Source organism: Geomonas sp. (assembly GCF_056994735.1).
The window spans coordinates 1-12,490 of the sequence record NZ_JBXKJL010000135.1; the positions used below are offsets into that span (position 1 = coordinate 1).

A 12,490-nucleotide genomic window follows, 5' to 3' on the forward strand; every position below is an offset into this window, starting at 1 on the left:
CCTTCAATGTTACGGGCCTCCAGGAATCCTCCCATATTCTGCTCGATGATGACCTTCGACATGAAGAGACCCACCCCGGTTCCTTTGCCGGCACCCTTGGTGGTGAAATAGGGCTCGAATATCCTCCCCATGATCGCTTCGTCTATCCCGCCCGCGTTGTCCGAGACCGTTACCTCGGCCCGCCCTTCGGCCGACCTGACTCTCAAGGTGATTCGGCCATCGACAATCTCTCTTTCCTGGAAGGCGTCCTTGGAATTTATCAGGAGGTTTAGCAACACCTGCGCATACTCATTGGGGTAACCGTTTATTTCCGGCTCACCCTCGATCATGGTCTCGATAGTTATTCCCTGGCTCTTGAAGGCTTCGTCTGTCAGGGAGATGGTCTTGGCGATGACCTCGTGAACCTTGAAGAGCACCTTCTGCTTGTCCGGAGTCGAGAAGGTCCTGAAGTCATCTATGGTCTTGGACAAATGCGACAGGATCTTCATGCACTTGGAGACGTTCTCCCCAAGGAGTTCCCCCGTGAAGTGGCCAAGCTTGTAGGAGAGGCCAAGGTCCTGAATGTGCAGACCCAGCAGGTTCAAAGGCTGCCGCCACTGATGCGCTATGTTGCCCAGCATCTCGCCCATGGCGGCCATCCGGCTCTGGTGGATCAGCAACTGGTCCTTCACCCGAAGCTCTTCCATCACCCTGATCCGATCCTCTGTTTCCGTCTGCAACAGCCGGTTTTGCTCCTTGAGCTCCCTGGTTCTTTCCTGGACCCGCTCCTCGAGTTCCTCGTTGAGCCGCCGCAGATTCTCCTCGTTTTTCGACAGGGCCTCCTCCGCCCCCTTCCGGATGGCGATATTGCGAAGGAGGACCACTATGATCAGCACCAGCGCTATCAAAGCTGCGGCAGCCGCCAGGATGGCGGATCTGTTCACGGCATAGATGACTGCCGGCCTGTTGATGATGATGCTGTCACGAGGCAAAAGCTTTTCTTTGATGTCGAACCGCTGCAACTGCCGGTAATCGAACATGTACCGGTTAGGGCTCTTCATGACCACGGGGATCCGATCGGGGCTCTCGCCGCGCAGCACGCGGAGGGCCAGAGCCCCGGCGGTCCTGCCCTGGCTGTAGCCCGAGGTCAGCATGCCTCCCACGATCCCATATCCGAGATTAAAGTCCCAGGCTCCGTAAATCGGGACGGGGCAGGCGCCTGATATCATCGAGATGCTCTGGTCGGAGTCGAAGAAACGGCCTGCCTTGTCCCTGGAAAAGAAGGTGTAGAAGACGATGGTTCCCCGCTTCAGCCCCCGCACCGCTGACAGGATCTCCGGCATGTCCACGTCTTCGAGCATCCGGAATGTCACCTTGTCCCGGTAGGCGGGGAGTAGCTGCATCAGCTGGTTGTGGACCGTGCGACCGGTAGTAGTGGTATCGTTGATCACCACTATCTGCCGGGTGTCGGGGTGGAGCTTCAGGGCCAGGTCGATGGTCGCCTTGAAGTCCGCAGCCTCGTTCACTCCGGTGAACATCTTTGCGCCGTGCAACTGCGAGGGCTGGAAGTCGTTGACCCCGCAAAAGACCACGGGCGTCCCCGGAAAGATCTGGTCCCGGTACTGCAGCAGGAAGTCGAAAGCATCGTTGTCTGTGGCTATGATGGCGTCGAACCTGCTGTTCCTGAATTCGTAGCGGTAAGCCTGGTAGAGAAGGTGGAAGTATTCGGCATCAGCGACCCTCTTCGTGTCCATGAAGTCTTTATGGATGCTGACTGAGTCACCGGCCCGGTGGATGGCGTCGGCAATCCCGGCGTTTATATCATCGGTCCACTTGTAGCCCGGCGTATAGGAGTTGAAGATCAGCAGGTTTTTCCGCGGCGCCGCACCGGCGGTCGCCGCCAGCAGGCAGACGGCGACCGCCACCGCAAACGCGACGAGATACAGCAGCAGGCGGTGAATTGATGTCCGGGTGATTTGCATCGGGCGGGTTCCTTCGAAGAAAGTTCGTCATCAGTATAACCCACCAGAAACATTTGGCACCGTGGCCCCCTCCAGATCCTGCATGGACGCCGGGTCAGCATCTCCAATGCGGGCAGGGGCAAGGCAGCTGTAGATACACGAGGTGCAGAGAAAGGGGCGCTGGAGATTTGGCAGGTCTGAGAAAGGTTGTTGTTGCCGGTTTTACTTGGGAAGGTGCGTGATATTCTTTCCTAAAATCAAGATTGGGGGGTGAGGCTCATGAGCGGAAAAGAGTTCGTCGACTACTACGAGTTGTTGCAGCTGCATCCAAATGCTGACACCCAGACCATCGAACACATCTTCCGGCATCTTGCCAAGAAGTTCCATCCCGATAACTCGGCCACAGCAGATACCGGTCGCTTCCAGCAGATCGTGGAGGCCCACCGGACCCTGACCGATCCGGAGATCCGCGCCGGATATGACGTGAAGTACCAGGATTACTGGAACCGCAAGTGGGCTCTGACCTCGGAGGCCGGCGACAAGACGGCTTTTGGCGACGACCAGCAGGCGAGGGAGCGCCTCCTTTCCCTGCTCTACGTGCAGCGCCGGCGCGACATGAACAACCCCGGGCTCGGCGAGATTGAACTGGCGCGACTCCTCCATGCGCCCCCCGAGATGGTGGATTTCCACCTGTGGTACCTGAAGTCAAAGGGGTGGGCCGAGCGCCTGGATAACGGCCATCTGGCCATAACCGCACCGGGAGTGGACCAAGTAGAGGAAAACCGGCTCCGCCTCAATGCCGACCATCTCCTGGAAGCCCCCCGTCAATCCGCCGGGGCCGACGATAAGAACCTGCTGGAATGCGACGCTTAGCAGCTATCTCGCAACGCCGTCACTATATCTAATACAACCGCAGGAGGCACCCTGCCGGGGATCGCGGCAAAGATGCCGCTCCTACGATTGATCCACCCGGGCCCGCCACCATTACCGGACCGGTAGGAGCGCCCTTCCGGGCGCGAACCGCGGCGTATGCCACTCCTGCCATTAGTCCACCCCGGTCCGCCACCACTGCAGGATGAGGAAGGTGAGGGACATGGCGCCGTAGCCTGCGGCCAGATGCCAGACGATGGGGGCAGGAGGGGCGAGCGGAGAGAAGAGGGCGCCGGTGGGAAGGGGCGAGTGGATGATCCCACACACCGAGAAGAGGGCGCACAGCGCCAGGTAGATCGCCGACTTTCCGGGCCGGTGGTCGAGCACGTAGGCGAAGGCGGCCCCCCACAGCACCGAGGTCACGATGAAGCCGTTGCCGAGGATGGTGGTGGCCTTGAAGGTGGCCAGGAGTTCCCCCGAGAGGTCCGCCGCGCTCTTGCCGAGCCCCCCCATGAGCTGTCCGAATTCGATGGAAATGAGGCAGGCGATGACCGGGATGAAGGAGATGGCCAGCGCGCGGTAATGCCTGACCGGAGTCGCCTCGAAGGCCTGGGCGGTGATGTCGATGCCGATGAAAATCAGGATGGGGGCCACCGCCGCCTCCGGGAGTAGCCCGACGAAGAAGGAGAGGTAGCCGCAGATAGCCCCGAAGCCGATGAAGAGGCCGGTGGCGATGGTATAACCGGAACGTCCCCCCATCTCCTTGTAGGCCGGGTGGCCGATGTACGGACAGGACTGGATCACCCCGCCGCACAAACCCGCCAGCAGGGTCGCGAATCCCTCCACCAGCAGAATGTCCCGCGTGTTGTAATCGTCGCCGGCCACAGCCGCGCTCTCGGTGACATCGACGCCGCCTACCACCGTGGCCAGCGCAAAGGGGATGGCCAGCGGCAGGTAGCTCATAGCCTTGGGGAGGCCGGGGAGGAACTCCAGGGAGGGTAACGGCAGGTAAAAGCCGAGGGCCGGGGCGCCCAGGGGGGGATGGACTCCGTCCGGAAGGAGTCCCAGGGCGCCGAGGAGGTAGTAGGCCACGGTGCCGCAAAGAATGCCGGCCAGGGCGCCGGGGACTCTCATGGGAAGCTTGAAGCGGGCCAGCAGGGAGATGAAGACGATGCCCATGGAAAGAAAGCCGACCACTGGCGAGGCGAAAAGCTTGAGGAAGGGGAGGTAGGCGATCAGCAGCAGGGCGACCGCGGCGATGCTTCCCAAGAGACCAGCCCGCGGTATGGCTCTGCGCAGCGCAGGACCGCAGAAGGAAACGGCGATCTTGAAGAGCCCCATCAGCACGATGGTCGACATGGCCACCTGCCAGGTAAGATGGGCATCCTTGGTGGCGAGGTAGCACGGGCCGATGACGCCGAAGGCCATGCCGAAGGTCGAGGGGGTGTCGAGGCCGAGCGGCATGGCGGTGATGTCGTCGCGGCCGGTTCTCTTGGCGAGCCTCCAGGCGAGCCACGAGTAGAGGAGGTCTCCGACCAGCACCCCGACTGCGCTGCCGGGAAGCATCCGGGAGAGGATCAGGTCGCGCGGCATGCCGAAGACGCCGGTGAGGATGGCGGCCATGATGACCAGGTCGGACATGTTGTCCAGCATCAGGCCGAAGAAGGCGTTGATGTCGCCGACGGCAAAGAGCTTTGATGGTTTCTTCATTAGTGGCCCCTATCGAGTGGGCACAAAGTGCCACAGCTCGATAGGGATTGCAACATTATTCAGGCCTTACCGGCAGACGGCCCGCCCGTTACTAGCGCAGCTTCACGTTGTTGAGCTTGACCTTGCCGAACCTGACCGACATGCAGCCGTTGATGAGGGAGGCGCCGCCGTTGGAGGTGAAGGTGCCATCGTACCCCCCTATCAAGGAGACGGTGACATCCCTGTCGAAGCGCGGCGACTCGCTGAACAGGACTCCCTGCAGCTGGATGGTGTCGCCGTCCAGGCAGCTGTTATAGGCGTCCTGAAGGAGGCTGAAGTAGCGCGTGCTGCTGCCGGTGACCTTGGCTGAAAGAAAAGCCCCACCCGAGGTCACGGTCAGGGTCCGGATGGCGGTGGCCGCGTGGATGTCCATCGCCCTGACGGTGAAGGTGGACGTGCCCGGACCGGCGGGTGTTCCGGAAAGGGTCCCGGTTGCGCCGTCGAGGGTGATGCCGCTCGGCAGCGACCCCTTGGTGACGGACCAGGAGTAGGGGGGCGTTCCCCCGGCCGCGGTGAGGGAAAGGTTGTAGGGGACGCCCGACATGGCGTCCGGCAATGCGGAGGTGGCAATGGAAACCTGCGACAGGGACGGGCTGCCGATGACGCCGCTGTGCCTGGAGTCAAAGCCGAACTGGGGCCACTGCTCCGCCGCCGGGACATGGGGGACCTGGAGATCCCAGGCCCACAGCAGCGATCTGTTATCGCCCTCGAAGAAGATGAGCTTTTCGGAGCCGCTCTTATTGAGGTCGGTGAGGATCGGGCTGTTGTTGACTTTGAACCCGGTGGAGTTTTTGGCGGTGATGGGGAGGGTCGAGACGAGGCCGCCCTGGATGACCTTGAAATTGGTTCCGTCGTAAGCCACTATGTCAGGCCTGCCGTCTCCGCTGACGTCGGCTATGGTGGCATTCCCCTGGAGAGTTACGGCGACAGGGGTGAAGAGGAAAGAGCCGTCGTACTTTATCGCCAATACCTTGTCGAAGGTCCCTCCGACCACCACTCTGCGGCCGTCTAGCATCAGGTCCCCCACTGCCATCTCGCCGTAGCTGGGATACCCCGGGTAGGTCACCGGCCAACCGGGCAGCACCGACCCGTTCGTGTCGAAGGCGTAGAAACGGGTGTTGATCTCCGTGGTTCCCGTGTCGCCCCCCCTCCAGGCTCTTACCCTGACGATGATCTCGGGGCTGCCGTCGTTATTGATGTCGGCCACCACCGGCGATGCTACGGGGTAGAACTGATAGTACTTGGTCAGGGTCAGGTTTTCCCCGGGCTCAGGCCAGTCGTGCTTCCAGCGCACGCTGCCGTCGTTGTTGAATACCATCAGCGATCCGCCCATGGTGCGGTAGAAGTCCCCGGCGGCGAATTTGATGCTCTTGATGAGGTTCTTGACGATCTCCTTCTTCCCGTCCCCGTAGAGGTCGGCCACGGCCACCGTCTTGTAGTTGTGCATCGTGTCGTACTCCCCGAGGAGATAGGACCACAAAGTGTTCCCTTGGCCGTCGAGGACGTACATGGTGGAGTTGTAGGTCTGGGTGATGATCTCGTCCTTGCCGTCACCGTTGAGATCGCCAAGGGTTACATTGAGGATGTTGGTGTCGGGCTCCAGCACCTTGGACCAGCGGAGGTTCCCCGACCTGTCCCACAGGTTGAGGCTGTCATTGAGTTTTGTAGGGAGTACCACCTCGAGGTTGCCGTCGCCGTCGACATCTCCCACGGCAGGAGCGTAGTCCACAATGGTCGAACCGGCGACACTCTGCGGCCATCCGGCGGCCTGTCGCCCGTCAGGCTTGAAGGCGTTGACCATGGCCCTGCCGGAGCTGTCGTAGCCGCCGATCAGGATCTCGTCCAGGCCGTCCTTGTCGATGTCCGCCAGGGTCGGGGCGTTATAGAGGATGGTGGATTTGGCGGTGGACGAAAAGTTCTGTGACCAACCTGGAAGGAAGTGCTTCCCTACCGTCCCGTGTACAACGGTCGACACCGTGCCGTTTTGATCCTGGGCCACCACCTTGATGGTGCCCTGCTCGATGGTCGCGGTGGCGACTGCCGCGTCCAGCGTGGCCAGCACCCCGCTGGTGGCCTGTCCCGAGGCGATCTGGGTCCAGGTGCTGGGATAGATCCCGGAGCCGTAGAGGACTTGATAGGGCGCCGTTACCGATCCGGTTATCGCCAGACCGCTGCCGGCCATGAAGTCATCGATCGGAGATGACAGTGTCGCGCTGGCCGCGGTTGTGGTGGCGGACAGGGTCTTATAGACGTTGACGCGCCCGGCCCCGATGTACTCCGTGGAGTTCGCAATATCCGAGTTGTAGACGTCGGCCCCCTGCTTGATGCCGGCTATGACCTGCCGGTTGGTCAGGCTCGGGTTCTTGGACAGGATGAGGCCCGCCAGGCCGGCAACGTACGCCGAGGCCATGGAGGTGCCGGAGCCCGTCTTGTACCCTGTGGGATCGCTGAAGCTCCCGACGGTGGGTACGGTGCTGAGGATTGGATAGCTGCCGTCGCCGCCGGGGGCTGCCACGCCGACCCAGAATCCGTAGTTGGAATAGGAGGCCCTCAGGTCTGTGTTGCCTGTGGCTGCGACTGCCAAAACCTTGCTCAGGGCCGCGGGATACGCGCTTGTGGTCGAGGCGGTTTGGTTGTTTCCCGCCGCGGCGATGAGGACGACCCCCTTCGAGTCCGCATAGCTGATGGCATCGTCGACCAGGGTCGAGTAGTTCCCTCCGAGGCTCATGTTGATGACCTTGGCGCCGTTGTCGGCGGCGTAGATGATGGCGTTGGCCAGGTCGTCGCTCTCGAAGAACGCGTAATCGGTGCCGTTTTGGCGCAGGGTGAACCCTGCCCTGACCGGCATGATCTTGCAGGACGGGCAGACGCCGGAGATCCCGACACCGTTGTTGCCGCCGGCCGCCGCAATCCCGGCCGCGTGGGTGCCGTGGCCGTTGTAGTCCTTGGGGTCGAAGTCGACGGTGGTGTAGTCCTCGCCGGCGATCGTCTGGTATCCCGAGCTGGTGTAGGAAGAGGTAACGATGTCGACGAAATCCTTGCCGGGATTTCCACTCGCGTCGTGCCAGATGTTGGCGGAGAGGTCCGGGTGGGTGTAGTCGACCCCGGTATCAATGATCGCGATGACCACGGAGGAATTCCCCGTGGTGATGTCCCAGCCCGCTGGAGCCTTGGCGTTGCTGTGACTCCACTGCTGCGGGTAGAGCGGGTCGTTAGGGACCATCTGGGCGGAGGAGATGGTGATCGGTTCGGCGTACTCGACCGCGGGGTTCTCCATCAGTTCGGCAGCCAGGGCCGGCAGGTTGGCATCGTCCGCCGCCCTGACGTCGTAGAGGTCCTTGAAGCGGTGGTGCTCGGTGTTGGCGAGCTTCTTCTCGCTAATCTTCAGCTTGTGCTTTTCCTTGTGGCGGGCAAGTTCCTGCGTGCTCATCCCTTCCTTGAGCTTCACGATCACGCGGCCAGGTGCGTAACGCAGCAGCTTCGGGGCGGTCTCTTCCTCCGGCCCGGGAAGTACCACCCCGTCCTTGACGTGTACAGGGTGGGTGGGTAGCCCTTCGGGCGCTGCCGCCAGGGTGGCTGTGGCGAGGAAGAGATGGAGTGCGGGGATCAAAAGCAGGCTTCGGTGCAGGGGGAGTTTACTAGGCATTGGCTCTCCTGTCATTTCAGTAAAATAAAAACGAATTGCAATCGGAGCGGGGTCAAGGAAGTGGGGCTTAGGGTAATCCAACTCGGCTACAAAGTCAAAACCCTTTCCATGGGGGAGAAGGGTGATTTCAATTATTACTTCAGGGCTTACCGGCAGCGGCACCGCCCGGTACTACCGAACCTTCACGTTGTAGAGCTTGACCTTTCCGAACCTGACCTGCTGGTGAGCAGGATATGGAGAGAGGGGATCAAAAAGAGGCTTAGGGACGATCCTTTTTTCTGAAGCATTCGCTCTCCCATTGCATTAAACAACAGATGAATCATCTACAGTCGGAGCGGGGCATTAATAAACGTAACGAACATTAATGCAAATACGGATAAAAGTCAAAGCTATTTAATTTGACACAGTGAACCATAGGCTGTTCCAGATGTCTTCCATCTCACCTTCAATACGATCGATCGGTGACACAGTGCCAGCGATCGTATAACCGATCTCCCCAAGCGACAAAATCACCTTTCTGTTTCAGGGCGTCGAAGGTGTGGTACCTTTTATATTGAATCTGTAATAAGGGGGACGATCATGATCGGCAGGATTATTTCTGGAGGACAAACCGGAGTGGACCGCGCTGCCCTGGATGCCGCTGTGGAAGCCGGAATCCCCGTGGGCGGTTCTTGTCCCAAAGGCAGAAAAGCTGAAGATGGAGTGATTCCCGACTGCTATCCGCTGGTGGAACTCGACTCCGGCCAGTACAGCTTAAGGACCGAGAGGAACGTGGTTGATTCCGACGGCACCCTGATCCTCAACAAGGGACCGCTGACGGAGGGGACCAGGGCGACCTACGACTACGCCGTGCAGCATCACAAGCCATGCCTTATAGTCCAGCTCGATGCGGAGCAGGTGACGGAGCCCCACGATGTAGTGAAGTGGATACAGGCCCGGGAAATCTCGGTGCTGAACGTGGCCGGGCCCAGGGAATCGAAGTTCCCCGAAGGCATCTACCAGGAGGCGTCCCGCTACCTGGTCAAGCTGTACCATATCTTGGTGTGCGAGGCCCCCGGTCGCTAGCGGCCAACTCCCCGTTTTCCATACCGCGGAATCTCGCTGCCACCCTGCCAATTGCCTCGATCACGTCTGAGAGCGACACGTCGGCCAGGGTATCTCCGGCCGATGGGACCAGCTCCCCCTCCGTCCCGTACAGCCCCCAGCGCACCACATGATCTCGCGTGACCATGGCTACCGTCGGAATGCGGAACGCGCTCGCCGCATGCAGGATGCTGGTATCCGGCGTGAATACCAGGTCGGCCGTGGCGACCAGGGCGAGAGCCTCGCGCACGCCGGGTGTCTCGGCACGCTCCACCCCGGCAGCGCCGGCAATGGCATCGGCCCGATCCCGTTCTCCCGGAGCGTGGAGGATCATTATGCGCGCCTGCGGCAGGCATGCCTTCAGGTGCCGCGTGGCAGTGATGAAGTTCTCGTCGGCCCACTGACGGAATGCCTTCCCCACACTTATGTTTACCAGCACCCGTTGCCGCTTCCCCGCATTCCACTGGGCCAGTGCCGCTGTCCGTTCCGCCTCCTTCAGCACTATTTCCAGCCGTAGCGCGTCCTGCGCCGCCACCCCGAAAGGCACGGCGAGCCGGGCGAGATGCTCCACGTGGTGGGCGTCGGGGCCGGCCAGTTCGGCAAACATGGTGTAGATGTTCGGCTTCCCGGGCTTCAGCACGCCTACCCGGTACGGTGCGCGGGTGGCCAGCATCAGCAGCATGGTGGTCAGCGACTGGCTGAAGACCATGCAGTCGACCACGATGTCGTAGCGGGCCTCCCTGAGATGGCGCAGCAGCCCCGGGTACTCCCGAAGGCGGCGGACGTTGAAGCGTACCACCCGGTGCACCAGCGGATCATGCTCCAGGACGGCCGCATTGGAGGGGGATGCCAGAACGTCGAGCTCGATATCGGGGTGGGACCGCGCGATGGCGCGGATGACGGCGGTACTGAGGATCATGTCGCCGATCTTGTCGTGCCGCAGGAACAGCACGCGCAGCGTGCCACCATGCCAACGAGGTGGCCCCTCCGCCCGTGGTGCGGCCAGGCGGGTCAATACGGCGAGCAAGCCACGCTTGAAGAGCTGCTCCACTCCCTTCATGGTCCGCTGCAGTCGGGAACGTCGCCGCACGGGCGTTGTCTTCTCTTTCACTGATAACTCCCAGGCCAGCGCGTGATTGCGGGGCGCTGCCAGTCGCGGCAGGGCAGGAACAGTCATAAAATTGTTTGTGAAATATAGGCTAATATTTTTTGGATGTAAATCTGAAAAAAGACGGGACTCTGTGAATTTCCGGTGGCCGGAAGGAGTTTGCTGTGGGATTTTGCTGGATATGTCTCATGAATAGGGGAAAAGGGTTCGCCGCACAGTACGCAGCGGGTCGGTCTGGGGCGCCCCGGCCGTCCCGGGCGCCTCGCCGTCCCTGATTACTTTATGGTTTCTTCTGTCCACAGACCTCCCCGATCAGGCCCGTGTCGATGGCGATCTGGCGCGGCTGCCAGGCCGGATCCATCCGCTGCATCACTTCCCTGAAGCTCAGGGAGTTCATGAGGAGATGTCGGGCCGAAAGGCGCAACAGACGCACCGTCGGCTCCGGCAGCGAGAAGTTGGTCGGTACTCCCTGCAGGCAGGTGCGCAGGTGCTGGTCCTTGATGTCGTCGAAGGTGAGTTCGGTAAAGCTGTAGTCGGTGGTGAGCGGGTTGGGGAGCGGCGCCGGCTTGGGGCACTTGCACGTACTCCCCCCGCCTCTCGTTGTCTGGCCCGCCTCCTTGAGATGATCGTTGCATGAGTCAATGGTTTTGCTCAGCTGCTTCATCTGCTTGAAGTGGCCGTCGGTGCTTTCCAGGCTGTCGAAAGAGACGTCATCCATCGGCCCGTTCATGACCACGTCGAGGACCGCCCTGGTCCCGGGAGGAGGACTCTTTTCATCCCAGTCCCTCTTCTTGGTGGTTTTGGCGTTGGCAGAGATGAAGATGATCCTCCCTATCCGGTCCTGGTTGATGAACCTGACCAGGCTCCAGGCGCTGTCGGTGGTGGTCACCGCCTCGAACGGCCCTCTCAGCCCCAGGTTGTCCGAAAGACCCCCGTCGAGAAGGTGCGCGTAGCGCCGGTCCGGCTCGCGGTAGGAGTGCGCAGCGGTGGCCTCGGAAACCCTGCGTTTATCGCGGTTTCCCGGTTGCAGTGCGTTGCCGACCCACACCGGCAGCGGGCCGCACTCCTTCTTGTGGATGTCCAGCGTCAGCGGCGCGAAGGCCACCGGGAAGTTTGACGAAGCTGCCACCCCGCGCGAGATGGTGACGTCGGAAAGATCGGAACAGAGGAGGTCGAACTGATCCTGCGTGAATTCGAAGCGATGGGTGATGCCGATGTCGGTGGCGTTGAGGACCAGGAAGGGTGAGCTCCCTCTAGGACGTCTGAGGAGGTCGCCGAAGGTCTTTCCCTTGAATATGTCGTCGTAGTACTCGTCGGCCATGTCGATGCGGCTGAAATTGGGAGACGCCAGACGCCACCAGTTGTAGGGATTGAACAGCCGCCGGACCAAGGCCCCCTGGATGTCACGGTTCAGGACGCGCTCCGGGAACTCCGAGAAGAAGGTTTCGGGAAAGAGCGCGTAGTAGGCCGAGGTGAAACTTCCCCCGGAGACCGAGGAGATGATTTCCACGTCGTCGAGCAGCCGTCTCTGGGAGCCGTCCGGCGCCGAGTATCGGACCTGCTGCAACTCCTCCATCAGCCCGAAGGAGAAGGCGGCGGCGCGGGTCCCGCCACCGGAAAAGGCCACGACCACGAAGGGCCTCTCCTTGGTGGGCGGCCGTCGCACGTTGTCGTAGCGGTACCCGGTGTGCTCGGAAATCGCCGCCAGCGAAGGGTTTTCAGGGTAGTGGGCGCAGCCGGCAAAAAAGGGCAGGAGCGCCGCCGCCAGATAGAGCCGCAGCGACAAGGCTAGCACACGCATCGGAACACCACCTTCAAGGGGCGGATCGGATCGCTGTCTGCGATCTCGACCTTGGCCTCGCGGGGGCTGCAGGTCTTACCATCGCTGAACCGCAGGGAAACGGTATGCACCCCTTCATTGCACTGTTTGATCAAGAGGTTGCCGGCTGCGTCCTTGTTGGGACCCTGGGGGGAGCCGTCCAGCAGCACCTCGCCGGTCGCCGGGCACGGGCAGACGAAATATTCCATGAAGGGTGACCTCCGTAATGTGCCTGGTGGCAAGCTGTTTGAAATTATTAGATTTTAATGTATAGC

General features: G+C 61.2%; 9 protein-coding genes. 3 read left to right on the forward strand and 6 right to left on the reverse strand.

Annotated elements, in window-relative coordinates; all coding sequences use genetic code 11:
• Window positions 1–1,961, reverse strand: a 1,961-nt coding sequence (locus AC11W3_RS06655) for a sensor histidine kinase (protein ID WP_484092685.1), incomplete at its 3' end; no start/stop codon positions are given.
• 258 nt (window positions 1,962–2,219) lie between these two features.
• On the opposite strand from AC11W3_RS06655, the gene AC11W3_RS06660 reads away from it, so the two are divergent.
• A complete protein-coding gene (locus tag AC11W3_RS06660; RefSeq protein ID WP_484088326.1) occupies window positions 2,220–2,813 on the forward strand; it encodes a J domain-containing protein in 594 nt (197 codons plus the stop codon).
• A gap of 171 nt (window positions 2,814–2,984) precedes the next feature.
• Here AC11W3_RS06660 and AC11W3_RS06665 read toward each other — a convergent pair whose 3' ends face one another.
• Both AC11W3_RS06665 and AC11W3_RS06670 read right to left on the reverse strand, forming a co-directional pair.
• Window positions 2,985–4,520, reverse strand: coding sequence for an MFS transporter (locus tag AC11W3_RS06665; RefSeq protein WP_484092686.1), 1,536 nt, complete (start codon window positions 4,518–4,520; stop codon window positions 2,985–2,987).
• 91 nt (window positions 4,521–4,611) lie between these two features.
• Window positions 4,612–8,205 (reverse strand): S8 family serine peptidase, encoded by a 3,594-nt coding sequence (locus tag AC11W3_RS06670; RefSeq protein ID WP_484088328.1) that lies wholly within the window; start codon window positions 8,203–8,205, stop codon window positions 4,612–4,614.
• A 60-nt stretch (window positions 8,206–8,265) separates the two neighbouring features.
• Between AC11W3_RS06670 and AC11W3_RS06675 the strand changes: the two genes are divergently transcribed.
• Both AC11W3_RS06675 and AC11W3_RS06680 read left to right on the forward strand, forming a co-directional pair.
• On the forward strand, window positions 8,266–8,487 hold the full coding sequence (locus AC11W3_RS06675) for a hypothetical protein (RefSeq protein ID WP_484088329.1): 222 nt from the start codon (window positions 8,266–8,268) through the stop codon (window positions 8,485–8,487).
• Between the two features lie 297 nt (window positions 8,488–8,784).
• Window positions 8,785–9,270 carry a putative molybdenum carrier protein gene (locus AC11W3_RS06680; RefSeq protein ID WP_484088330.1) on the forward strand — a complete coding sequence of 162 codons (486 nt, stop codon included), beginning with the start codon at window positions 8,785–8,787 and terminating at the stop codon, window positions 9,268–9,270.
• Here the strand turns inward: AC11W3_RS06680 and AC11W3_RS06685 are convergent.
• The 3 genes from AC11W3_RS06685 to AC11W3_RS06695 form a co-directional block, all read right to left on the reverse strand.
• Window positions 9,227–10,399: a glycosyltransferase family 9 protein gene (locus AC11W3_RS06685; protein ID WP_484092687.1), complete on the reverse strand. Its 1,173-nt coding sequence runs from the start codon at window positions 10,397–10,399 to the stop codon at window positions 9,227–9,229. The genes AC11W3_RS06680 and AC11W3_RS06685 overlap by 44 nt on opposite strands.
• 277 nt (window positions 10,400–10,676) lie before the next feature.
• A complete protein-coding gene (locus AC11W3_RS06690) occupies window positions 10,677–12,197 on the reverse strand; it encodes a patatin-like phospholipase family protein (protein ID WP_484092688.1) in 1,521 nt (506 codons plus the stop codon).
• Window positions 12,185–12,424, reverse strand: coding sequence for a hypothetical protein (locus tag AC11W3_RS06695; RefSeq protein ID WP_484088333.1), 240 nt, complete (start codon window positions 12,422–12,424; stop codon window positions 12,185–12,187). Before AC11W3_RS06695 ends, AC11W3_RS06690 begins: the two co-directional genes overlap by 13 nt.
• Window positions 12,425–12,490 lie beyond the last annotated feature (66 nt).

Excerpts from the sequence above, each read along its gene's own strand:
- AC11W3_RS06690 (WP_484092688.1), bottom strand. The coding sequence starts at position 12,197 with ATGCGTGTGCTAGCCTTGTCGCTGCGGCTCTATCTGGCGGCGGCGCTC.
- AC11W3_RS06665 (WP_484092686.1), bottom strand. The coding sequence starts at position 4,520 with ATGAAGAAACCATCAAAGCTCTTTGCCGTCGGCGACATCAACGCCTTC.
- AC11W3_RS06660 (WP_484088326.1), top strand. The coding sequence starts at position 2,220 with ATGAGCGGAAAAGAGTTCGTCGACTACTACGAGTTGTTGCAGCTGCAT.
- AC11W3_RS06670 (WP_484088328.1), bottom strand. The coding sequence starts at position 8,205 with ATGCCTAGTAAACTCCCCCTGCACCGAAGCCTGCTTTTGATCCCCGCA.
- AC11W3_RS06695 (WP_484088333.1), bottom strand. The coding sequence starts at position 12,424 with ATGGAATATTTCGTCTGCCCGTGCCCGGCGACCGGCGAGGTGCTGCTG.
- AC11W3_RS06680 (WP_484088330.1), top strand. The coding sequence starts at position 8,785 with ATGATCGGCAGGATTATTTCTGGAGGACAAACCGGAGTGGACCGCGCT.